This window comes from Streptomyces sp. NBC_00385, assembly GCF_035917155.1.
In the GTDB taxonomy this organism is placed as follows: domain Bacteria; phylum Actinomycetota; class Actinomycetes; order Streptomycetales; family Streptomycetaceae; genus Streptomyces; species Streptomyces poriferorum.
Window position 1 is genome coordinate 4440126 of record NZ_CP107951.1, and the last position, 21780, is coordinate 4461905.

The 21780-nt window shown below is 72.2% G+C and carries 23 protein-coding genes; 14 read left to right on the forward strand and 9 right to left on the reverse strand.

Annotated features, from left to right (window positions below; genetic code table 11):
- Window positions 1-17: 17 nt before the first annotated feature.
- From OG959_RS19770 to OG959_RS19780, 3 genes are all read left to right on the forward strand, one after another.
- Complete coding sequence (locus tag OG959_RS19770) at window positions 18-779, forward strand: AraC family transcriptional regulator (protein ID WP_326660232.1); 762 nt, start codon at window positions 18-20, stop codon at window positions 777-779.
- Window positions 780-801: 22 nt separating this feature from the next.
- Entirely contained in the window at window positions 802-990 is a 189-nt protein-coding gene (locus OG959_RS19775; protein WP_326660234.1) for a hypothetical protein, read from the forward strand.
- 99 nt (window positions 991-1089) lie between these two features.
- On the forward strand, window positions 1090-2808 hold the full coding sequence (locus OG959_RS19780; protein ID WP_326660235.1) for a SpoIIE family protein phosphatase: 1719 nt from the start codon (window positions 1090-1092) through the stop codon (window positions 2806-2808).
- Between the two features lie 17 nt (window positions 2809-2825).
- Here OG959_RS19780 and OG959_RS19785 read toward each other — a convergent pair whose 3' ends face one another.
- From OG959_RS19785 to OG959_RS19805, 5 genes are read right to left on the reverse strand one after another with little or no spacing between them, the layout of a single operon-like run.
- Window positions 2826-3674: a GNAT family N-acetyltransferase gene (locus tag OG959_RS19785; protein ID WP_326660237.1), complete on the reverse strand. Its 849-nt coding sequence runs from the start codon at window positions 3672-3674 to the stop codon at window positions 2826-2828.
- 51 nt (window positions 3675-3725) lie between these two features.
- Window positions 3726-4319: a hypothetical protein gene (locus OG959_RS19790; protein WP_326660239.1), complete on the reverse strand. Its 594-nt coding sequence runs from the start codon at window positions 4317-4319 to the stop codon at window positions 3726-3728.
- Complete coding sequence (locus OG959_RS19795) at window positions 4316-5581, reverse strand: MAB_1171c family putative transporter (protein ID WP_326660241.1); 1266 nt, start codon at window positions 5579-5581, stop codon at window positions 4316-4318. Before OG959_RS19795 ends, OG959_RS19790 begins: the two co-directional genes overlap by 4 nt.
- 41 nt (window positions 5582-5622) lie before the next feature.
- Window positions 5623-6183, reverse strand: a complete 561-nt coding sequence (locus OG959_RS19800; RefSeq protein WP_326660243.1) for a toxin — start codon at window positions 6181-6183, stop codon at window positions 5623-5625.
- 1 nt (window position 6184) lies between these two features.
- Window positions 6185-6634, reverse strand: a complete 450-nt coding sequence (locus OG959_RS19805; protein WP_326660245.1) for a hypothetical protein — start codon at window positions 6632-6634, stop codon at window positions 6185-6187.
- 633 nt (window positions 6635-7267) lie between these two features.
- Between OG959_RS19805 and OG959_RS19810 the strand changes: the two genes are divergently transcribed.
- From OG959_RS19810 to OG959_RS19825, 4 genes are all read left to right on the forward strand, one after another.
- Window positions 7268-7606 (forward strand): MerR family transcriptional regulator, encoded by a 339-nt coding sequence (locus tag OG959_RS19810; RefSeq protein ID WP_326660247.1) that lies wholly within the window; start codon window positions 7268-7270, stop codon window positions 7604-7606.
- A gap of 343 nt (window positions 7607-7949) precedes the next feature.
- Entirely contained in the window at window positions 7950-8153 is a 204-nt protein-coding gene (locus tag OG959_RS19815; protein ID WP_015609674.1) for a cold-shock protein, read from the forward strand.
- Window positions 8154-8576: 423 nt separating this feature from the next.
- On the forward strand, window positions 8577-10169 hold the full coding sequence (locus OG959_RS19820) for a DEAD/DEAH box helicase (protein ID WP_326660249.1): 1593 nt from the start codon (window positions 8577-8579) through the stop codon (window positions 10167-10169).
- Between the two features lie 51 nt (window positions 10170-10220).
- Window positions 10221-10532 (forward strand): SCO5918 family protein, encoded by a 312-nt coding sequence (locus OG959_RS19825; protein ID WP_148018009.1) that lies wholly within the window; start codon window positions 10221-10223, stop codon window positions 10530-10532.
- 87 nt (window positions 10533-10619) lie between these two features.
- Here the strand turns inward: OG959_RS19825 and crcB (OG959_RS19830) are convergent, their stop codons facing one another.
- Both crcB (OG959_RS19830) and crcB (OG959_RS19835) read right to left on the reverse strand, forming a co-directional pair.
- On the reverse strand, window positions 10620-10994 hold the full coding sequence (crcB, locus tag OG959_RS19830) for a fluoride efflux transporter CrcB (RefSeq protein WP_326660253.1): 375 nt from the start codon (window positions 10992-10994) through the stop codon (window positions 10620-10622).
- Entirely contained in the window at window positions 10991-11431 is a 441-nt protein-coding gene (gene crcB / locus OG959_RS19835; protein ID WP_326660256.1) for a fluoride efflux transporter CrcB, read from the reverse strand. The genes crcB (OG959_RS19830) and crcB (OG959_RS19835) overlap by 4 nt, the downstream gene beginning before the upstream one ends.
- A 210-nt stretch (window positions 11432-11641) precedes the next feature.
- On the opposite strand from crcB (OG959_RS19835), the gene OG959_RS19840 reads away from it, so the two are divergent.
- From OG959_RS19840 to OG959_RS19870, 7 genes are all read left to right on the forward strand, one after another.
- The gene (locus tag OG959_RS19840) at window positions 11642-13189 is read left to right on the forward strand and encodes a hypothetical protein (protein ID WP_326666493.1); all 1548 of its coding nucleotides are present in this window, start codon (window positions 11642-11644) and stop codon (window positions 13187-13189) included.
- A 123-nt stretch (window positions 13190-13312) separates the two neighbouring features.
- Window positions 13313-14083: a peptidoglycan recognition protein family protein gene (locus OG959_RS19845; protein WP_326660257.1), complete on the forward strand. Its 771-nt coding sequence runs from the start codon at window positions 13313-13315 to the stop codon at window positions 14081-14083.
- 79 nt (window positions 14084-14162) lie between these two features.
- Entirely contained in the window at window positions 14163-14747 is a 585-nt protein-coding gene (locus OG959_RS19850) for a GNAT family N-acetyltransferase (protein ID WP_326660259.1), read from the forward strand.
- A 140-nt stretch (window positions 14748-14887) separates the two neighbouring features.
- Entirely contained in the window at window positions 14888-17098 is a 2211-nt protein-coding gene (locus tag OG959_RS19855) for an MMPL family transporter (RefSeq protein WP_326660261.1), read from the forward strand.
- A gap of 5 nt (window positions 17099-17103) precedes the next feature.
- Window positions 17104-18291, forward strand: coding sequence for a sensor histidine kinase (locus tag OG959_RS19860; RefSeq protein ID WP_326660263.1), 1188 nt, complete (start codon window positions 17104-17106; stop codon window positions 18289-18291).
- Between the two features lies 1 nt (window position 18292).
- Window positions 18293-18946 (forward strand): response regulator transcription factor, encoded by a 654-nt coding sequence (locus OG959_RS19865; protein WP_326660265.1) that lies wholly within the window; start codon window positions 18293-18295, stop codon window positions 18944-18946.
- A gap of 167 nt (window positions 18947-19113) precedes the next feature.
- Window positions 19114-19845 carry a dienelactone hydrolase family protein gene (locus tag OG959_RS19870; RefSeq protein ID WP_326660267.1) on the forward strand — a complete coding sequence of 244 codons (732 nt, stop codon included), beginning with the start codon at window positions 19114-19116 and terminating at the stop codon, window positions 19843-19845.
- 152 nt (window positions 19846-19997) lie between these two features.
- Here OG959_RS19870 and OG959_RS19875 read toward each other — a convergent pair whose 3' ends face one another.
- Both OG959_RS19875 and OG959_RS19880 read right to left on the reverse strand, forming a co-directional pair.
- Entirely contained in the window at window positions 19998-20336 is a 339-nt protein-coding gene (locus OG959_RS19875) for a P-II family nitrogen regulator (RefSeq protein WP_326660269.1), read from the reverse strand.
- Window positions 20333-21658: an ammonium transporter gene (locus tag OG959_RS19880; protein WP_326660271.1), complete on the reverse strand. Its 1326-nt coding sequence runs from the start codon at window positions 21656-21658 to the stop codon at window positions 20333-20335. The genes OG959_RS19875 and OG959_RS19880 overlap by 4 nt, the downstream gene beginning before the upstream one ends.
- Window positions 21659-21780 lie beyond the last annotated feature (122 nt).

Genomic DNA, 21780 nt, shown 5'->3' on the forward strand with positions numbered 1-21780 from the left:
CGATACTCTGCCGACCTATGTCGCCAACCCGCCGCACGCTCCACGGCCCGGCCCGGGTGCCGCTCGCCCACCAGGAGCGCATCGGCCGGCACCGCCACCTGGAGCACCAGCTGGTCTGCCCGTCCCGCGGGGTGCTGGAGGTCTCCACCCCGCTCGGGGTGTGGGCCGTGCCGCCGCACCGGGCGGTGTGGATCCCGGCCGGTGTGGTCCACGCCCACCTGGCCCACGGGCCCACGGAGCTCAGGGCGCTCTCCTTCGCCCCCGCGGACAATCCGCTGCGGCTCGACCGGCCGGCGGTGCTGGCCGTCACCCCGCTGCTGCGGGAGGTCGTGGCCTGTCTGACCGACGGCACGGAACCGGCCCTCGGAGCGCGGCAGCGGCGGAACCTGGAACGGGTCGCGCTCGACCAGCTGCGCCGGGTCGAGCCGCTCGGGGGCTGTCTGCCGTCACCGGCCGACGCGCGGCTGCGGGACATCGCGCGGATCCTGCGTGACGACCCGGCGGACGGGCGGACCCTCACCGAGCTGGGCGCTGCCGTCGGCGCGGCCTCCCGCACCCTGAGCCGGCTGTTCCGCGCGGAGACCGGGATGTCGTTCCCGCAGTGGCGCACCCAGCTCCGGCTGCACCACGCGCTGACGCTGCTGGCGTCGGGCGGATCGGTCACCGCGGTCGCGGCGGCATGCGGCTACAGCGGGCCGAGCGCCTTCATCCAGTCGTTCCGGCACGCGTTCGGCACCACGCCGGGGTCCTACGCGTCGGGCGGTACGGGCGGGGCGTAGTAGCCCAGGAACATGTCCACGCGTGGGCGGCTCGATCGGCGTCGCGGTCGTGTCCACGGTGGCCGGAGTCGGCGGCGCGGCGGGCACGATGGGCGGCTTCGCGGACGCGTTCCTCGTGTGCGCGGTGGCGGCGGGCGGCTGTGCGGTGGTGTCCGCGGCGCTGGTGCCCCGGGGGAAGCCGGAACCCGGTGGTGCGGTGCCGTTGCACTGACGGTGGGGCGGGCGGTCTGCGGATGCGGTGGCGGTGCGGCCGTCCGACGATGAAGGGCCGGGCAGTCGGGCGGCCCGCGCCCTGTCCCAGGAGGTTGCCTTGCTGGCCGATGCGCACGCCGACATCCCGTCGCCGCTCGACATCGTGGCGCTCGCGGCCCTCATCGACGGCACCACGGCCGGGGTGGGCGTCCTCGACACCCGGCTGCGCTACCTCTACGTCAACCCGGCCCTCGAACGGCTCAACGGCGTCCCGGCGGCCGCACATCTGGGCCGTACGGTCTCCGAGGTGCTTCCCGAGGTCGACGCGCGGGAGGACCTGATGCGCGCGGTCCTCGCCGACGGGCGGGCGCGCGAGATCACCTCCAGCGGCCGGACCCCCGCCGCGTCCGGCACCGCCATGCGCTACTGGCACGGGGCCTACCACCGGCTGGAGGTGTCCGGCCGGGTCGTGGGCGTCGCCGGGATCGTACTGGAGGTCAAGGCGTCCGACGAGGACCAGCGTCTGCTCGCCCAGGCGCAGCGCCACCTGAATCTCCTGGATGCCGCGAGCACCCGGATCGGCACCACCCTCGACATGGACACCACCTGCGCGGAACTCGTCGACCTCGTCGTCCCGGGGCTCGCCGACCTCGCCACCGTCGAGGTCTTCCCGCCGGACGTCGCCCCGCCGGTGCGCCCCGCACCGCCCGGGGTGGTCCGGCTGCGCCGGGCGGCGCTGACGGCGGTGCCGTGGCTGCGCGATCAGGTGGCCCGGTTCGGCGGTCCCGGTGACTACGTCGACTACCAGGAGACCGCGGCCGTACCGCGCTGCCTGGCCGCCAACCAGCCCGTCGTCGAGAACCTCACCAGCGACGAGCAGCTCGGCCGCTCCGCGCCCTCCCCCGAACGGGTCGCCGCCTACCGGGCCCTCGGCATGCACTCCGCGGTCATCGTGCCGGTCGCCGTGCGCAGCGAGCCGATCGGCATCCTCGGCCTGGTCAGGGCCGGCGACTCGCCCGTCTTCACGGACGAGGACGTGGTGGTGGCCCGGGAGCTCGCCGGACGGGTCGCCGTCGACCTCGACCACGCGCGCCGTTTCACCCATGAGCACACCATCGCCCTGGAGCTCCAGCGCTCCCTGCTCTCCGAGCCGCGCCCGCCGCACCCGCACATCGAGGTCGCCACCCGCTATCTGCCGGCCGACCGGAGCGTGCTGGTCGGCGGCGACTGGTTCGACGTCATCCCGCTGCCCGACGGCCGTCACCTGAAGGCGATGGGCGATGTGATGGGGCACGGCGTCGAGGCGGCCGTAGCGATGAGCCACTACCGCTCGCTGCTGCGGCTGCTGGCCGACGAGGAACTGCCGCCGCACCGCATCCTGGAGCAGCTCGACCGGATGGTCGAACGGTCCGGACTCGACCGGGCGGCGACCTGTCTGCTCGCCGTGGTCGACCGGTCGGGAGGGCTGTGCGAGGTGTCGAGCGCCGGCCATCTGCCCCCCGTCCTCATCGATCCCGGCCCCGCCGGGACCTGGCTGGGTGACGTGCCGGCGGGCCCGCCGCTGGGCACCGGGTTCGGCGGCTACCGGACGACGAGGGTGGAGTGCGGACCGGGGACCGTGCTGTTCATGTACACCGACGGACTGGTGGAGCGGCGGGGCGAGGACATCGACGTGTCCGTCGGCAGGCTCGGCGAACTGAGCCTGCCGGAGAGCGGCGATCTGGAGGAACTGCTGGACGCGGTGCTCGAACGGTTCGGCCCGGGCGCCGAGGACGACATCGCGGTGATGGCCTCACGGTCCCGGCAGGTCCCGGGCAGCGGCTGTGTGACGGACTGAGCCCGGCCCGCCGGCGCTCACCCCAGTTCGAGGCTGGTGATGCCGAACAGTCCGCTGTGATCGACGTCCGGCGCCGGCCCGGTGTACATGCGGGCCGTCTCGAACGACGGGGTCAGCCCCAGCTCTTCGGCCATCCGCACCGCCGCCGGATTCACGTCCGGTACGTCCACGGCGACGGGCGCGGACGGATCGGTGGCCGCGAGCGCGCTCACCAGGGCACGGGCGATCTCCGGCGTAGCCGCGTACAGCGGGCCGATGCGCGAGGACGTACGGCAGGCGCGCAGCACGGCGAGCCCCTGTACCTCGCCCTCGCACAGCGCGACCAGCGCGGTGCGCCCGGGCGTGGTCGTCCAGGCCGCGAGGAAGCCGTCCCGCTCCGCCGGGAAGAACCGGCGGTCGTACGCGGTGACCTGGCCGAAGGGCAGCGTGCGGGCGTCGGCCAGTGTGACGCCGGGCGGCGGTGCGACGTCGAGCGGGACGAGTCCTTCGTACCGCAGGTTCGTCCAGACCGCACTGAAGCCGGACTTCCGGTAGTTGGGCTGCTGCTCGACGACTCCGTCGAGGCCGGTGTTCCGCCCGGCCAGCCGGGCCGTCCCGGTGGCCCAGATGCGGCTCCCGTACCCCTGGCCGCGCAGTTCGGGGCGGGTCAGATAGAAGCCCAGGAAGCCGAAGCCGGAGCCGTAACGGACGACGGAGACACAGGACGCGGGCACCCCGTCGAGGCGGCCGATCAGGAAGCCGCACGGATCGGCGGCGAAGAACGCCTGACCGTCCGTCAGTCCGGGGTTCCAGCCCTCGGCATGGGCCCAGTCCGCCATCATCCTGATGTCGTCCGCGCTTGCTGTGGTGATCTCGAATGTCGGCACGGCACCACCATGGACCCCGCGCGCGGCCCGTTCAATGACGCCGGGCCCCGCTCACACGAACAGGAACGCGCCCGCCGTCGCCGCGCCCAGCGCCGTCCCGGCCGTCACCTGGCCCACCGTGTGGTAGCCGAGCGCCACCCGCGACCAGCACACGGCCGCCGTCATCAGGTACCCGAACAGCCACCACGGCGAGTGCACCGCGGCGAGCAGCGCGACCGCGGCCGAGGCGACCGAGGCGTCCACCGAGATCTTCCACACCGTGTTGACGGCCAGCAGGACGACGGTCATCACCCAGAGCCCGAGCATCGCGGCCAGGATGCCCGAGGGGGCGCCGCCCAGCACCATGACCGCCGAACCGGTGCCGATCGAGCCGAGGATGACGAGGAAGATCGGGGCCCGCTTCGTCCGGTCGACGACATGGCGGTCGCCCCAGGTGCCGCGCCCGCGCTCCCACTCGATGTAGCCGGCCGGGACGAGCCCCGCGCACAGGGCGCCGAGGAATCCCCACAGCAGCCCCGTCCAGTGGCCAGCCGCCGCCAGCCCGATGGCGAGCATGCCGGTCAGCAGGACGTTGCGGGGCTGGAAGACGTCGGTCACGGTGCGCGCGGTGGACGTGCCCGTCTCGTGGGTGGTGCTCGTGCTCATGCCTGCTGCTCCTGCTCCTGGACCGCTGTGGACGCTGCGAGGACCTGCCGGGCCCGCTCCGGCGTGACCGTGCGGTACGCCGCCGCCACCCGGACCAGCCAGGCGACCTCGCCGTCCTGGTCGGTGGCGTGCTGGGTGCCGACGGCGGCGGCGTCGCCCGCCGGTGCCCCGGCGCTCCGCGCCGCGAGCGCCGCCTTGATCCAGTAGGCGTCGGCCAGTGGCCCGGTCCGCTCCCGGGCGGCACCGCCGTCCGCGGCGGCGGCCTCGGCGGCCGGCAGCAGCGCGTCGGGCACGTAGTGGCGCAGCTTCTCCACCGCGTCGGCGATGTCCGCGGCCCACCGGTCGACACGCAGGTCGGCCGGGGTGCCGAAACGGGTCAGCTCGCGCAGCAGCGGGGCCGGGGGGTCGAAGGGCTGGTCGGGGAAGGCCGTCATCAGCTCGTACCAGAGGGCGTGCAGCTTCACCTGGGCGCGCCAGAGCGTCGCCCGGCGGCTGATGTTGTGACACGCGGGAACGGAGGCGCCGATCGCGAAGAAGGCGAACAGCACCACCTGCGAGGCCTCGGTGATCTCGTCGAAGCGCAGCGCGAAGGCCTCGGCGGGCGGGTCGACGACGCTGACCCAGAGGAACAGTGTCCGGCTGACCGTGTAGCCGACGCCGATGAACATGGCGAACGTCATCATCGCCAGGCCCACCCGCAGATGGCGCCGCCCGGCGCTCGCGGTGGCGAGCGCCCACTGGTAGGCGCAGACGGCGGAGGCGGCACCGAGGTAGAGGTAGAACACGCTCATGTAGAGCGTCGCCCCCCACTGCCCCGCGTGGTCGGCGACGAAGCGGTCCGACGGCGTCGACCGGTCGACGACGGTGAAGAACAGCACCGTCAGCAGGACAAGCGTGGCGACGGAGGCCTTCGCCGCGACCTGCTGGATCTTCCGCGCGAACCGTACGTGGCGCGGCACGGCGCCGGCATCGGCGTACTGGCCGTAGATCGCGACGATGTAGCTGAGAATGGCCAGAATCGCGACCGTCGCCGTGTAGTGCTTGATCAGCACCGAGAGATCGGTGACCGGGCTGTCGTTGAGCCCGATGCGTACGGCCCGGGTCTTGGTCCACAGGGCGGCGGCGAATCCGGCGTAACAGCCCCACAGGGCCCGGCGGCGCCGGTCCTCCTCGTCGCCCCACAGGGCGGCCGGCATGCGCCACAGGGCGACGGCTGTCATCAGGCCGGCTATCAGATAGCCGGCGACGTCGAGCGGGGTCACGGCAGAAGTCCTCGTGGTGGGGGGATCAGGGAAACGCGGTGCTACGAACGGCGGAACAGGCCCCGGCGGCGGTGGGCGACCGGGCGCGAGAGCGAGTTGGCGAGCCGCCCCACCATGTCATCGCTCGTCACGTCCCTCGCCATGCGGGGGATGAGCGAGGCACCCAATTCGGCCATGCGTTCGTCATGGGTGTCGTACTGGGCGCGTGCCTGCACGGCGTCCGGGCTGCCCAGCGCGTCCGGGCCGACGACCCGGACGATCAGGGAGGTGTCGAAGACGGGCAGCAGCCGCCGCAGTTGCTCCGCGTCCAGTGAGGTGCCGTGGTCGAACCACTCATGGCACAGCTCGTGGAGGATGACGTGCTGGGTCTGGTACGCGGTGGGGCGCCGGCGGTAGAGCACGACGCTGGTCCCGCCGGCCTTCAGCCGCAGTCCGCAGGCCGCGTTGACGCGGGCGAGCCGGTCGGGCATCTCGTGCAGCACGATGGTGCGGCCGCGGGCCGCCTCCATGTTGGCCACCAGCCCCTCGACGGTGAAGGGGGAGGGCAGCGGGAGTCCGGCCAGCCCGGCCTCGCACTCCTTCCGCAGTTCGCGCATGGACACCTCACTGACCCCGTGGTCCGCCGTCGGCCGGTGGCCGCCGGTCCTGTGCGTCCTTCAGCAGGGCGAGCGCGAACTGCAGGAGCTCGGGGGGCAGTCCGTCCTCGTCCAGCCCGCGCCCGGCCAGCCCGCTGATCTCGCCGGTACGCCGCTTCGCCAGGAACTGCAGTCCCGCGACGACGTCGTCGACGACCTCGGACTCCTCCTTGAAGAAGCGCCAGTCCACGCCGAAGCCGAGGCCGAGCGCCTTGAGGATGTCCTCGGACGGCTGGGTGACCTTGCCGGCCAGGATGTTGGAGAAGTAGCTGTGGGAGAGAGACCCGCCGCGCTCCTTGACCAGGTCGGCGAAGACCCGTCCCGAGATCTTGCGGCCGGGGAAGGTCTTCTCGACCATGTACTCGACCTTCTGCCGCAGCGTTCGCAGCTCCGGCGCGCGTTCTTCGCCGTCGTCCATCCGGCCCCCACGTTCACGTCCGCCGCACGGGCGTCTGTCCGCTCCGCGCGGTGCTCGATTCGGTCAACGGGCTCGTACTGTAACGAACCCCGACCCGGCGTCCACGGCCCGGGATCCCTGATGGCACACCGGAAAGGGATGAAGGGGAGCATCTTGCTCCGGTGTCCGGAGCAGGCTTGCGCAAACACTTTGAGTCACTGTTAACTCGAAAAAACATGGGCAGGGGACCACGAGGGGAGTCCCTTGCCCGTGAAGACTCCTGCGCGAACCCGGCCCGTAAGGCACGGCCCGGCGCGCACATGGGTGTAGCCCTTCACGACGGGGGATGCGTGAAGGGCTACGTCTGCATTATGGCCCCTGGTCAGGCAGTCATCAACTGACCGGCCGGTCAGTGTTCTTGGCGAACCCCGCCCGCCCGCTTCCAGGGGGCGCCGCCGCAGTGGCGCGGGGCGCGCACGGCCGGCGGGCTCCGAGCCCGGCCGTGCCGGGCCGACCAGGGCCGGGCGCGGTCCGGACCAGGTTATTTCCCCCGTCCGGCCCCGGAAATCTACCGCGGCTATGCTAGACACGATGGCTCGCACAATGAGAGTTTCTCGTTCGGTCAACGAAGTCAGCGATACGCGGCAGGTGCACATGCCCCCCGAAAACCCTCCGCATGCCACTGACCGTCTCGATGACGACGACTACCCCGCTTACACCATGGGGCGCGCCGCCGAGATGATCGGCGCCACGCCCGGATTCCTCCGCGCGATCGGTGAGGCGCGGCTGATCACCCCCCTGCGGTCGGAGGGCGGCCACCGGCGCTACTCCCGCTACCAACTGCGCATCGCGGCCCGTGCCCGTGAGCTCGTCGACGGCGGGACGCCGATCGAGGCCGCGTGCCGCATCGTGATCCTGGAGGACCAGCTCGAAGAGGCGCTCCGGCTGAACGAGGAGCTGCGCCGCCCCACCCCGGGCCGCGACACCGCCTGATGGGACCGCCCCTGCCCCTCCGGGCGTCGGGTCGGGGAGCCGTAGCACGGAGCGACGAATATCTATAGCCGCAAGCACAGAATTTTACGCAATGTCCGGTGAAGGTTTATGACGCGCCGGGCGGAGCGAAATTACTTGCCGCGCCCACTCGCATTCATTGTGCTACTGTGGATCTCAGTTGCAGTTGTGGTTCCCAAAGACTCCAAGTGCTCTCCCCGGCTAAATGGGCCGGTGGGTGCGCTTTTGTATTTTCCGGTTCATTATCCGGATGGGGTAATCATCGCGGCGACGCGGGACTGGCACAGTGCCAGTCCCCGGGCTCTGCCCCAGAAGGAGATAAAACATGGCTACTGGCACCGTCAAGTGGTTCAACGCGGAAAAGGGCTTCGGCTTCATCGAGCAGGATGGTGGCGGCGCTGACGTCTTCGCCCACTACTCGAACATCGCCGCCAGCGGCTTCCGTGAGCTGCAGGAGGGCCAGAAGGTGAACTTCGACGTCACGCAGGGCCAGAAGGGCCCGCAGGCGGAGAACATCACCCCCGCGTGAATCCGATGACACCGGCGCTTACGCGCTGAGTGAGCATCCACAGCTGGGGCCCGCACCTTGGGTGCGGGCCCCAGCTCGTTGCTTTTCCCGGGTCCGCCCCCGTGCACGCCGTGCCGGCACCACCGCCACGAGCCGCCGGGGAAGCGCACAGGACCCGCACTCTTCACCGTGCGGCGGACGATCCGCCATGGCTCCCGGACCACCGGTCCGCCGGAGCCCCGTGACGAGACCCTCAGGCCCGCGTCCCGGGCCGGTTCGTCCGTCATTGCGAAGCGCCGGACCCGGTTCTGCCGGGCCCGTATCGGCTCAAGACCGGCTGCCGGGCTTCGTTCACGTATGCCAACGGCCCGTTCTTGCGATTCTTGTGCCGCTCGTCGCCGCAATGAATTCCTCGATACGCGCCATATCGAGGAAAGGTTCTGTATGAACCGCGATCGCACAGCTCGTTCCAATGACCGTTTCTCCCGCACCACCCGCGGCGGTGGAGCCTCCGGTTCCGGCGGCTCCCGTTCGGGTGGCGGCAGTTTCCGCTCGCAGGCCCCGGGAAGCCGTCAGGGCGGCGGCCAGGGACGCTTCGGCGCCCCGGCCCAGCGCTCCGGTGGTGGCTACGGCCGCCGCCCCGCCGCCAAGCAGGGCGAGTTCGCCCTGCCGAAGACCATCACCCCGGGACTGCCCGCCGTCGAGGCCTTCGCCGACCTGGACATGCCCGCACCCCTGCTGTCGGCGCTCGCCAACGAGGGCGTCACCGTGCCGTTCCCGATCCAGGCGGCCACGCTGCCCAACTCGCTGGCCGGCCGTGACGTGCTCGGCCGCGGCCGCACCGGCTCCGGCAAGACCCTCGCCTTCGGTCTGGCCCTGCTGGCCCGTATCGAGGGACGGCGCGCCGAATCCCGCCGCCCGCTGGCCCTGGTCCTCGTGCCCACCCGCGAGCTCGCCCAGCAGGTCACCGACGCGCTCACCCCGTACGCCCGCTCGTTGAAGCTGCGGATGGCCACCGTCGTCGGCGGCATGTCGATCGGCCGGCAGTCCGCGGCACTGCGCGGCGGCTCCGAGGTCGTCGTCGCCACGCCCGGCCGGCTCAAGGACCTGATCGAGCGCGGCGACTGCACCCTGGACCGGGTCTCCATCACCGTGCTCGACGAGGCCGACCAGATGGCCGACATGGGCTTCATGCCGCAGGTCACCGAGCTGCTCGACCAGGTGCAGCCGGGGGGTCAGCGGATGCTGTTCTCGGCGACCCTGGACCGTAACGTCGACCTGCTGGTCCGCCGTTACCTGCACGACCCGGTCGTCCACTCGGTCGACCCGGCGGCCGGCGCGGTCACGACGATGGAGCACCACGTGCTCTACGTCCGCGGCGCCGACAAGTACGCCACCACGACGGAGATCGCCGCCCGCGACGGCCGGGTGATCATGTTCCTCGACACCAAGCACGCCGTGGACAAGCTCACCGACCACCTGCTCAGCAGCGGGGTGCGGGCGGCCGCGCTGCACGGCGGGAAGTCCCAGCCGCAGCGGACCCGGACCCTGACGCGGTTCAAGACCGGCCATGTCACGGTGCTGGTCGCCACGAACGTCGCGGCCCGCGGTATCCACGTCGACAACCTCGACCTGGTCGTCAACGTCGACCCGCCGAGCGACCACAAGGACTACCTGCACCGCGGCGGCCGTACCGCCCGGGCCGGTGAGTCCGGCAGCGTCGTCACGCTGGTGCTGCCCAACCAGCGCCGCGAGATGACGCGTCTGATGGCCGACGCCGGGATCACCCCGCAGGTCGCCGAGGTCCGCTCCGGCGAGGCCGAGCTGAGCCGGATCACCGGTGCGCAGGCGCCCTCGGGCATCCCCGTCACCATCACCTCGCCGCCGTCCGAGCGCCCCAGGGGCGGCTCGTCCTCCCGCGGCCGGCGCAGCCGGCCCGCCCAGGGCCGCCGCTCGTCGGCGTCGTCGGCGTCGTCGTCCTCCCAGCCGCGGGGTGGTGGCGCACCGCGCCGCTCCTCCGGCGACCGCGCCGCCTGACCGACATCCGCGTTCCCGCCCGGTTCCGTCCCCCGATCCCGTTGAGGCACTATGCGCTGCGTCATCGCCCGTTTCCCGTTCGACCTGTTCAAGCACGAGGTCGAGGAATCGATGAAGGGCATCAAGCCCGAACCCGTCACCGGGGAATCGGTGATCATCAGTCGTCGTGTGTACCCCGTCAAGCAGGTGGGCGAGGTCATCACCCGTCAGGACCGCCGCGACTTCTCGGCCGGTGAGGTGACCAGGGCGCTCTCGCGCCTCGGTTTCACCTGCCGGTCCGTCCCGGCGCCCGCCGCGCCCGTGGTGCTCAGCCCCCTGGAAGCGGCGTCCGCCGCGCTGGGGACGCCCGGCCAGGACGTCTGAGCCCGCACCCCGTCACACACCGAGGCCCGGTCTCCCCGAGAGGGAGGCCGGGCCTCGGCGCGTGCGGCGTCAGCGGTTTCGGTGGTGTCAGCTCCAGAGCGCCTCGGCGAGCGCGACACCGGCGAACGCCGCGCCGAGACCCGCGGCCACGCTCGCCAGCGCGTTGGCCGCCGCGTAGAACCGGGCCCCGCCCTCGGCCAGCCGCAGCGTCTCGTAACTGAACGTCGAGTACGTGGTCAGCGCCCCGCACAGCCCCGTCCCGACCAGCAGCTGGAGGTGCGAGGACGCGGCGCCGGCCGCCACCGCGCCGGTCAGCAGGCCCAGCACCAGACAGCCGCTCACGTTCACCGTGAAGGTCCCCCACGGGAAGACGGCGTCGTGCCTGGCCTGCACCGCCCGGTCGGTCAGATACCGCAGCGGGGCACCGGCCGCCGCACCGATGATCACCAGCAGCCAGTTCACGGGCGTTCCCCGCCCTTCCGGCCGGGCCGGAGGGTCTCCAGTGCGCGGCGCGTCAGCCACACCGCACTCCACACCGCCGCGAGGGCCGCGAGCAGGGTCAGGCCCAGGTAGGCCAGACCGGTGCGGGCCCGGCCGCCGTCGACGAGGCGTTCGATGTCCACGGCGTACGTGGAGAAGGTGGTGAACCCGCCCAGTACCCCGGTGCCGAAGAACGGCCGCACCAGGCGATGGGCTGTCCACGCCTCGCTGATCACCACCATGAACACACCGATCACCGCACAGCCCACGACGTTCACGACGAGGGTCGTCCAGGGGAACGTGCCCGTCTCGGTGGGCCACAGGAGCGCGGCCCCGTAGCGGGCGGAGGCGCCCGCCGCGCCGCCGAGCGCGACCACCGCGACGACTGCGGTCTGCGGGTTGCGGGACTTCGTGGACACACGTCTCCTGTCGGTCGGGCGCGGCCGCCAGATTATCTCCCGTGTGCTGCCCGGGAGCGTTGTCCTAGGGTTGCCCGGGTGTATGTCAACGGGGAGTTGCGGACAGCAGCGGCAGGGGACGTCGACCGGGGCCGCATTCCCCGGCAGCGGGACGGGGCGCGGGGGGACCGGGAGCCGGAGAGCCGCGCGTCGTGGGGGCGGCGGCACCGTGTGCCGGTCGTCGCCGTGGCCGTCGTCCTTCCGCTCTACGGCGTGTGGGCGGCCTTCCTGGCCACCGGCGGCGGTGACCTCGCCGCCCAGCTGGCCTGGTCGGGGTTCACCGCGCGCCACCCGGGCGCGGCCTACAACCTGTCCTGGTACGGGGGGATGCACACGGCCAACTACAGCGTCTTCTCCTCGTACGTCATGGCCTTCCTCGGCGTGCGGACGGTGTCCGTGGCCGCCGGGATCGCCGGCACCTGGTTCATGGCCCTCCTGTTCGCGCGCAGGGGTGTGCCGCACGCCGTCGTTCCGGCGGTTCTGGCGGCGCTCGCCCTGTGGTGCAACGTCGCGTCGGGGCGTACGACCTTCGCGCTCGGGGTCGCCGTCGGGCTCGTCGCCTGCCTGTACGCGCACCGTTCGGTGACCGCCGCGGTGGCCGGGGCGCTGGCGACGATGGCCAGTCCGGTCGCGGGCCTGTTCCTGGTGGTGGCGGGGGCGGCGTACCTGCTGGACCGTCAGTGGCGCAAGGGCGCGGTGCTGATGGTGCCGTTCTTCGCCGTCGTGGGCGTCACCACGGTGCTCTTCCCGTTCGAGGGCGAACAGCCCATGCACGCCAACCGGTTGTGGATGCCGATCGTCGTCTGTGCCGTCCTCGCGGTGGCGGCGCCGGTGGGGCGGGAGTGGCGGCTGCTGCGGTACGGGGCCGTGGTGTACGCCGTCGGTGTGCTGCTCACCTACCTCATCGCCACCCCGATCGGTACGAACGTGGAGCGGCTGCTCGGCCTCGTCGCCGTGCCCGTGCTGTTCATGGCGGTCCTCGCCCTCGTCGGCGAGAAGGCGTGGGCGCGGGCGGCCGTGGTGGCGGTGGCCCTCGTGCTGTCCGCCAACTGGCTGGTCGACAAGACCGTGGACGACCTCCGGGTGTCCACCGAGGTGCCGTCCTGGGCGTCCCGCACCGAGGGGGTGACCGGTGAACTGGACCGCCTGGGCGCCGGTCTCGGCCGCGTGGAGGTCGTTCCGGCCCGCAACCACCGGGAGGCGGCCGCGCTCGCCCCGCACGTGAACATGGCGCGCGGCTGGAACCGCCAGCTCGACGTCGAGCGCGGGCGGCTCTTCTACGACGGGGCGCTGTCCCCCGACACCTACCGGGCCTGGCTGGACCGGTGGGCCGTGGGCTACGTGGTGCTGCACCACGGGCAGCCCGACGGGCCCGCCGAGGCCGAGGCGGCGCTGGTCAGGGGCGGGCAGCCCTGGCTGAAGCAGGTGTGGCAGGACGACGGGTGGACGATCTACCGGGTGCGGGGCGCGAGGCCGCTGGTGGACGCGCCCGCCCGGGTCGTACGCGGCGACGACGCCGAACTGGTGGTGCGGATGCCCGAGGCGGGCTCGGTGACCGTCCGCCTGGCGCATTCGCCGTGGCTGCGGGTGCGCGGCGTCGACGGCGCCCACCGGGGGTGCCTGCGGCAGGACGGCGAGTGGACGAGGCTGACCGTGCCCAGGGCCGGGACGTACCGCCTGGACTCGACGTACCGGCTGCCGCGCCACAGGGGCTGCTGAGGCGGGGCGCCCGGTGCCGGGGCGCGGGCTGTCCGCCCTGAGCGGCGCGCGGGCCGGACCTGCGGTTTCACCCGATCGGCCACCGTATCTGCGCGCCGGGCACAGAGGCCGCAGGGTGGTCCCATGTGGCTCCGTCACCGACTCTGGCCGGCCGCCGCGGTCCTCCCGCTCACCCTTCTGGTGCTGCGGGACGCCCCGGTGCGCTTCGCGCCGCCCCCACCGCAGGCCCGGGCCCAGGCGCACGAGCGGGCGCGCGGGGTGCCGCAGCCTGCGATCGTCACCCGGGCGGCCTGGCACGCGGACGAGGGCATGGTGCGGGAGCACGCGGTCTACACGGGCGCCGTGCGGGCGGTCTTCATCCATCACACGGGTGAGTCCAACACCTACGACTGCTCCGACGTGCCGCGCATGCTGCGGGCGGTCGAGGAGTCCCACATCAAGGGCAACGGCTGGGACGACATCGGTTACAACTTCCTCGTCGACCGGTGCGGCACGATCTACGAGGGCCGGGCCGGAGGCATCACGCGCCAGGTCCGCGGGGCGCACACCACGGGCTTCAACGCCGACAGCGTGGGCATAGCGGTGCTGGGCAACTACGGGCGCGGGGCCGAGGTGCCGAAGGCCATCGTCCGGGCGCTCGCCGAGGTGGCCGCGTGGAAGCTGCGGCCCGGGGTCGATCCGCGGGGCAGAGTGCGGCTGGTCTCCACGAACGGCGCGAGCCGGTACGCGAAGGGCGAGGCGGCCGTGCTGCACGTCATCTCGGGCCACCGCGACGCCTACCAGACCAACTGCCCGGGCGAGGCGCTGTACGCGAAACTGCCCGCGATCCGGGCTGCGGCGGCTGCCCTGCGCCAGGCCCGCACGGGCACGGCGGACGCGGAGCCGCCCCGCTGAGCCCGTTGCGCAAGGGAGCCTGTTTCGCACTAGTGCATATTGTTTTTATACCTAGTTCGAAATGGGTTAGCATGCCGGCATGTCTGCCACGACCCCGCTTCCCGTGACCCTGACCGGCCGCCACGTCCGTGTCGAACCGCTCGCCCCCGACCACCTCGACGACCTCTTCGCCGCAGGCGGCGGTGACGACGAGGTCTGGCGCTGGCAGGGCGGACCGACCCCGCACACCCGGGAGGAGCTGGGCGAGAAGCTCACGGCGCTGCTCGCGGCCGGGACGTACCTCCCGTTCGCCGTCATCCACCGCGCGAGCGGACGGGCGGTCGGCTGGACCACGTACCTGGACATCGACGTGGCCAACGAGCGTCTGGAGATCGGCTGGACGTGGTACGGCCGCGCGTACTGGCGCTCGGCGGTCAACACCGAGACGAAGCTGCTCCTGATCGGCCACGCCTTCGAAGAACTGGGCATGGGGCGCGTGCAGTTGAAGACCGACCACCTCAACGTCCGCTCCCAGAACGCGATCGCGCGGCTCGGTGCCCACCGCGAAGGGGTGCTGCGGCGCCACCGCCGCCGCCCCGACGGCACCTGGCGCGACACCGTCTACTTCTCCCTGCTCGCCGACGAGTGGCCCGAGGCGAAGGCCCGTCTGGAAGCCACCCTCTGACCTCTCGCTCACCGGCACGCGGCCGGCCGCCGACGCCCGTACGGGGGCGGGCCCCCGGGTCCGTGTCCACCGGCCGGTGGACCCCGGGGTCCACCGGCCGGGGCTGCCGGGCGAAGGGGGCCGCGAACCAGCATGGACGCATGAGAATGCGACCCGTACGTATGGCCCGTTGGAGCGCCCGGCACCCGTGGCGCGCGATCGTCGGCTGGTTCGTCTTCGTGCTGCTGTGCCTCGGCGCGGGCATCGCCGCCGGCAACAACCCCGCCACCACCAAGGACTTCTGGGTCGGCGAGGCGGGCCACGCCGAGTCGATGGCCACCGACGCCGGACTCCAGCGCCGGCCCACCGAACACGTCCTGATCCGCGCCAGGTCGGGCCCCCTGGACACGGAACGGGCCGGTGCGGCGGCCCGCGACCTCACCGCCCGGATGGGCGCACTGCCCGAGGTGGCCGAGGTGGCGCCGCCCGTCCGCTCGAAGGACGGCACGGCCCTGCGCGTGACCGTGGTCATGAAGGGCGCCGAACTCGACGCCAGGAAGAACGTCGTCCCGCTCCTCGACCGGACCGCGCAGGTGGCCGAGGCCCACCCGGACCTGATCGTGGAGGAGACCGGCTCGCCCGCCATCAGCAAGGGCGTCAACGACCAGCGCGGCGAGGACCTCGCACTGTCCGAGCGCCTCTCCCTGCCGGTGACGCTGGTCATCCTGCTGATCGTGTTCGGCTCGGTCGTCATGGCCGGTGTGCCGCTGCTCCTGGCGCTCTCCTCGATCGCCGCGACGATGGGCCTGGCCATGCTGGCCTCGCACCTGATGCCCGACCCCGGTGTCGGGACCAACATGATCCTGCTCATGGGGCTCGCGGTCGGCGTCGACTACACCCTCTTCTACCTCAAGCGCGAACGCGAGGAACGGTCCCGCGCAGCCGGCCGCCTCAGCTCCGAGGCGCTCGTGGAACTCGCCGCGGCGACCGCGGGCCGTGCCGTCGTGGTCTCCGGCCTCGCCGTGATCGTCTGCACCGCCACCCTCTACCTGGCCACCGACGTCATCTTCTTCTCGCTGGCGACCGGCACCATCCTCGTGGTCGCCGTGGCCGTCCTCAGCTCGCTCACCGTGCTGCCCGCGCTCCTCGTGAAGCTCGGCCACCGCACCGAACGCCGTGCCGCGAAGAAGGCCGCCCGGCGGGCCGAGCGGGGTGCGCCGGTCCGTACGAAGACGGCGAAGCCCGAGAACGGCCGGATCTTCGGCGCCCTCATGCGCCCCGCCCGGCGCCACCCCGCGATCACCCTGTGCGTGTCGGTCCTGGTCATGCTCGCCGTGGCCGCGCCCGCGCTGGGCCTCAGGCTCGTCGACCCGGGCAAGGACACCTTCTCCCGCGACATCCCGGCCATGCAGGTCTACGACCGGCTGACCACGGCGTTCCCCGAACTCCTGGTCAAGCACGAAGTGGTGACCCGCGGCACCCCGGACCAGGCCCCCGAGGTCAGGAAGGCCCTGACCGAACTCGGCCGGACCGCCCAGGCGGACCCGCTCTTCTCCCGCACCGGCGAGCCGGTGGTGCGCACGTCCGCCGACGGCCGGACCAGCGTGCTGGAACTGGCGGTCCCGCACCCGGCGCCCTCCGACGAGGCGATCACGTCGCTCGACCATCTGCGCGACCGCTACATCCCCGCGACCGTCGGCGAGTTGACGGCGGTGGACACGGGGGTCAGCGGTGACGTGGCCCGCGGCCAGGACTACGTGCACCACGAGCGGAGCAAGCTGCCGCTGGTGATCGGATTCCTCCTGCTGCTCACCTTCGTCACGACCGCGGTGGTGTTCCGCTCGGTGATCGTCGGCCTGCTCGGAGTCGTGCTGAACCTGCTCTCCGCGGCCGCCGCGCTCGGCGCACTCGTCCTGGTCTTCCAGGGCACGTGGGCCGAGGGCCTGCTGGACTTCGACTCCCTCGGCGCGATCGCGTCCCGGGTGCCGCTCTTCCTCTTCGTGCTCCTGTTCGGCCTGTCGATGGACTACCAGGTCTTCGTCGTCAGCCGGATCAAGGAGGCCATGGACCACGGGATGACGGCCCGCGAGGCGGTGCTCGACGGCATCGACCGCTCGGCCAAGGTGGTGACGAGCGCCGCCCTGGTCATGGTCACGATCTTCGCGGCCTTCGTCTTCCTGCACCTCACCGAGATGAAGCAGATGGGCTTCTGCCTGGCGGTCGCCGTCCTGCTGGACGCCGTGGTCATCCGGATGATGATCCTGCCGTCCGCCCTGCTGCTCCTCGGCGAGCGCGCCTGGCGCCCGCTGCGCCGCAGGCCCGGCAGCGTCCCGTCCGTCCCCGCCGACCTGCCCGTCCCCCACGTAGGCTGACGGGCATGCTTCAACGGCCTCAGCGCGGCGATCCCGTCTGGATCTGGGTGCTCCACGGGTGGGAGGTCTTCTCCTGGGGGCTGATCGCCCTGGTCACGCTGATCACGATGGCGGGCGGCACCCCGACGGACCGCAAACTCGGGATCCTCGCGCTGACGGCCGTGCTCGCCGTCTGCTACGGCCTGGTGCGTACGCGCCCTGCCGGGCGGCCGGCGGCCGGATACGGCTACCTCTGCGTCCTCGTCGTCGTGCTGGGTCTGCTCTCGTACCTCGGTGACGGCTTCGGGGTCTTCTACACCGTGACGCTCACCCAGTTCATCGTCTTCGCGAACAGCCCCCGGGGCGCCATCGTGTTCGCCGGCCTCGGCGCCCTGGCGATCACCCTCGGCGGCAGTCTGCGCGAGGGCGGGCAGCCGGACGTGTTCCTCACGAACACCATCTCCTCCCTCGGCGTCTGGGCGGTGGCCGTCGTGATGGCACTCCTGACGCCCCGGGCGCTGGCGCAGCGGGACGAACGCGCGGCCCTGCGCGCCGAGTTGAAGGACACCCGGCTCGAACTGGCCGAGGTCTACCAGCGCCAGGGCGCGGCCGAGGAACGCGAACGTCTCGCCCGGGAGATCCACGACACCCTTGCCCAGGGTTTCGCCTCCATCATCGTGCTCGCCGAAGCGGCCAGGTCCCAGCTGGCCGTGGACGTCGACCGCAGCGCCCAGCAACTGCAGTCCATCGAGCAGACGGCCAGGGAGAACCTCGCCGAGGCCCGGGTCCTGGTCGGCGCCGCCCCCCGCAGCGGCGTGGCCCCCGGATCGGTCGCCGCGACGCTCCGCCGCACCCTGGACCGCTTCACCGAGGACACCGGACTCGACGTGACGGCGGACCTCGCCGACGTCGACTGCGACCAGCCGACCCGGATCGCCCTGCTGCGCTGCACCCAGGAGTCCCTGGCCAACGTCCGTAAGCACGCGGCGGCGACCACGGTCGGCGTGGTCCTGGCGCACGGACCCGACACCGTCGAGCTGGAGATCACCGACGACGGCCGCGGGTTCGTCGTCGATGACTCCCACGGCTTCGGCCTGGACGGCATGCGCAAACGGCTCGCCGAGTTCGGCGGCGGCCTCACCGTCACGAGCTCGCTCGGCGACGGCACGCGGATCCTCGCCACCATCCCGCTCGCCCCCGACGGCCAGGAGTGACATGACATCCGACACGGACACCCCGCCCCCGCTGCGGATCATCCTGGCCGACGACCACACGGTGATGCGCGCCGGACTCGTCGCGCTGCTCTCCTCGGAACCCACCGTCGAGATCGTCGGCGAAGCGGGCAACGGCCGCGAGGCGGTCCGGCTCGTCGAGCGGCTCCGCCCCGATGTGGCGCTGCTGGACCTGCGGATGCCGGTACTGGACGGGGTGGGCGCCACCCTGGAGATCGTCGCGGGCGAGGCCCCGACCCGGGTGCTGATCCTGACCACGTACGACACCGACGCGGACATCGAGCGGGGCGTCGAGGCGGGCGCCACCGGCTACCTCCTCAAGGACGCCACCCGCGAGCAGTTGGTCGAGGCGATCCACTCGGCGTCCCGGGGCGAGACGGTCCTGGCACCACGGGTGGCACAGCGCCTGGTGGCCAGGATGCGCCGGCCCGTAGCCGTCACCCTGACCGCTCGCGAGTCCGAGGTGCTCCGGGCGGTCGCGGACGGGCTGTCCAACGGGGAGATCGGCCGCAGGCTGTTCATCGGCGAGGCCACGGTGAAGACCCATCTGCTGCGGATCTTCGCCAAGCTCGACGTCAACGACCGCACGCGGGCGGTGGTGGTCGCGCTGGACGCGGGTCTGCTGCGGGGGCGTTGACGCTTGCGGGGCGGGCCCAAGGTACGGATGGGCCGCGGCCGCGGCTGCGGCCCGCTCTCGCGACGGAGCGGCGCCGGACATCACGGCGGACCCGGCGCTGCCGCGCGGGATCCGCCTCCCGCCGTGTGGATCCGCGTCGACTCGTCAACCACCACAGGAGAAAGATCATGCGCACCGAGACGCTGCACATTCCCACCGCGGACGGCCGGGCGGACGCCTTCGCGGCCTTTCCCGACGACAGCGAGCGGCACCCGGGGGTGCTGATGTACCCGGACGGCTTCGGTATCCGGCCCGTCCTGCGGGACATGGCCTGCGAACTGGCCGGCCACGGTTACTACGTGCTCGTCCCCAACATCTTCTACCGGCACGGCCCGACACCGGTGATCGAACTTCCCGAGCACATCGGAGCGGCGGAGCGGCCCGCGGTCTTCGCCCAGCTGATGCCCTTGATCGAGGCACACACCGCGGAACGTACCCTGAGCGACGCCGACGCCTACCTCGGCTTTCTCGCTGCCCGGCCCGAAGTCGACGCCGGGCCGGTCGCGGTGACCGGCTACTGCATCGGCGGTCTCGTGGCGACGCGCACCGCCGTGTCACATCCCGGCCGGGTGGCCGCCCTCGCCGCGTTCCACGCTCCCGTGGGCGCCGACGGGACGGACAGCCTCGCGAAGCTGACCGCCGACGTCCATTTCGGCCACGCGGCGAGCGACTTGACGCCCGAGGCCCTCGCCGAGCTCAACCAGGCCCTGGACACGGCGGGGGTGAACCACAGCTCCGAGATCTACCCCGGCTCCGTCCACGGCTTCACCATGTCCGACACCGATGCCTTCGACGCCGGCGCCCTGCGGCATCACTGGGATCGGCTGCTGCCTCTTCTCGGCGCTGCCCTGGCCCGGTAGTCGAGGACCCGGCCCGGGGTTCGGCACCGAAGGGGCCGGCCCCCCGGGCCGGGTGTGTGCGACCCGTCCGGCCCGCAGCGTCTCCTGGCGCGGTACGACAGCGGCGACCACGAAGCGGTCCCCCGGTGAAGCTCCCGCGCTGACGGCTCCGCCTACAGCGCGTCCGGTCCCCGCTCGCCCGTGCGGACCCGCACCACCGTGTCGACCGGCTGGGTCCACACCTTGCCGTCGCCGATCCGGTCGGTGCGGGCGGCGCGCACGATGGCGTCCACGACCGGTTCGGCCTCCGGGTCGGCGACGACGACCTCTATGCGGATCTTGGGCACCAGGTCGACCCGGTACTCGGCGCCCCGGTACACCTCGGTGTGGCCGTGCTGCCGCCCGTAGCCGCTGGCCTCGGTGACGGTGAGGCCGTGCACGCCCAGTTCCCGCAGCGCGGTCTTCACCTCGTCGAGGCGGTGCGGTCTGACGACGGCGGTGATGAGCTTCATGAGTCGGAGTTCCTGTCCTTGGAGAGCGGCGTCGGCCGGGCGGGCACGGCCTGCGGAGCGCCGTGACCCAGGGCGCCGTGATCGTAGGCGCTCTCCGCGTGCAGTGTCTGGTCCAGGCCGGTGAGCTCCTCGTCCGCGGAGGCCCGCAGACCCATGAACCGGTCGACGGCCTTGCCGATGCCGTACGTCATGAGGAAGGTGTACGCGGCCACGGCCAGTACGGCGACGGCCTGTCGGGCGAGCTGGCCGAACCCGCCCCCGTACAACAGCCCTTCCGCGCCGCCGGTCATCGCGGACGTCGCGAACAGGCCGATGAGCAGGGTGCCGACGATGCCGCCGACGAAGTGCACGCCGACGACGTCCAGCGAGTCGTCGTAGCCGAAGCGGAACTTCCAGGCGACCGCGTACGAGCAGATGACGCCCGCCGCGAGGCCGACCGCGGCGCCGCCGAGGATGCCCACGGTGCCGCAGGCGGGGGTGATCGCGACCAGCCCGGCGACCGCGCCGGAGGCGGCGCCGAACGTGGTGGGGTGGCCGTCGCGCTTCTGCTCGACGAAGAGCCAGCCGAGCAGACCGGTGCAGCCGGCGACCAGGGTGTTGAGCACCGAGGCGGCCGCCAGTCCGTTGGCGCCGAGCGCGGAGCCGCCGTTGAAACCGAGCCAGCCGAACCAGAGCAGTCCGGCGCCGAGCATCACCATGGGCAGGTTGTGCGGACGCATCGCGTCCTTCCTGAACCCGATGCGCGGCCCCACGACGAGCGCGAGCGCCAGCCCGGACGCCCCCGACGCGATCTCCACGACCAGCCCGCCGGCGAAGTCGAGCGCGCCCAGCGAGTCCTTGATCCAGCCGCCGGGGCCCCATACCCAGTGGGCGACGGGGGCGTAGACGAGCAGCGTCCACACCGGCACGAGGACGAGCCATGCGGCGAACTTCGTACGGTCCGCGATCGCACCGCTGATGAGTGCCGCGGTGACGATGGCGAAGGTCAGCTGGAACGTGGTGAACAGCAGGGTCGGCACGCTGCCGGTCACGCTGTCGGGCCCGATGCCGGCCATGCCGACGTGCCGCAGATCCCCGACGAGCCCGCCGAACGCGTCGTCGCCGAAGGCCAGCGAATACCCGGCGAGCAGCCAGACGACGGTGACGAGAGCGATCGACACGAAGCTCATCATCAGCATGTTGAGTACGTTCTTCGTGCGGACCATGCCGCCGTAGAAGAGCGCGAGCCCGGGCGTCATCAGCAGGACGAGTGCGGTGGCGGCGAGCAGCCAGGCGGTGTCACCTGTGTCGATGCCGGCCGCGGCCACGGTCACGGGGGTCACGGGGATTTCCTCCTCGGGGCGCGTGCGGTGCGGGCGACTGAGAGCGTGACCGGTGCGCGTTTCGTCGGAGGGACCCGGATGTTTCCGCCGCATTTCATTGCGCGGGAGTTGCCGAAGTCTCA

Bases quoted from the DNA above. Each gene is read 5' to 3' on its own strand.
- OG959_RS19770 (WP_326660232.1), top strand. From the start codon at position 18: ATGTCGCCAACCCGCCGCACGCTCCACGGCCCGGCCCGGGTGCCGCTC.
- OG959_RS19790 (WP_326660239.1), bottom strand. From the start codon at position 4,319: ATGAGCACGAGCACCACCCACGAGACGGGCACGTCCACCGCGCGCACC.
- OG959_RS19805 (WP_326660245.1), bottom strand. From the start codon at position 6,634: ATGGACGACGGCGAAGAACGCGCGCCGGAGCTGCGAACGCTGCGGCAG.
- OG959_RS19810 (WP_326660247.1), top strand. From the start codon at position 7,268: ATGCCCCCCGAAAACCCTCCGCATGCCACTGACCGTCTCGATGACGAC.
- OG959_RS19815 (WP_015609674.1), top strand. From the start codon at position 7,950: ATGGCTACTGGCACCGTCAAGTGGTTCAACGCGGAAAAGGGCTTCGGC.
- OG959_RS19820 (WP_326660249.1), top strand. From the start codon at position 8,577: ATGAACCGCGATCGCACAGCTCGTTCCAATGACCGTTTCTCCCGCACC.
- OG959_RS19825 (WP_148018009.1), top strand. From the start codon at position 10,221: ATGCGCTGCGTCATCGCCCGTTTCCCGTTCGACCTGTTCAAGCACGAG.
- OG959_RS19845 (WP_326660257.1), top strand. From the start codon at position 13,313: ATGTGGCTCCGTCACCGACTCTGGCCGGCCGCCGCGGTCCTCCCGCTC.
- OG959_RS19850 (WP_326660259.1), top strand. From the start codon at position 14,163: ATGTCTGCCACGACCCCGCTTCCCGTGACCCTGACCGGCCGCCACGTC.
- OG959_RS19855 (WP_326660261.1), top strand. From the start codon at position 14,888: ATGAGAATGCGACCCGTACGTATGGCCCGTTGGAGCGCCCGGCACCCG.
- OG959_RS19860 (WP_326660263.1), top strand. From the start codon at position 17,104: ATGCTTCAACGGCCTCAGCGCGGCGATCCCGTCTGGATCTGGGTGCTC.
- OG959_RS19865 (WP_326660265.1), top strand. From the start codon at position 18,293: ATGACATCCGACACGGACACCCCGCCCCCGCTGCGGATCATCCTGGCC.
- OG959_RS19870 (WP_326660267.1), top strand. From the start codon at position 19,114: ATGCGCACCGAGACGCTGCACATTCCCACCGCGGACGGCCGGGCGGAC.
- OG959_RS19875 (WP_326660269.1), bottom strand. From the start codon at position 20,336: ATGAAGCTCATCACCGCCGTCGTCAGACCGCACCGCCTCGACGAGGTG.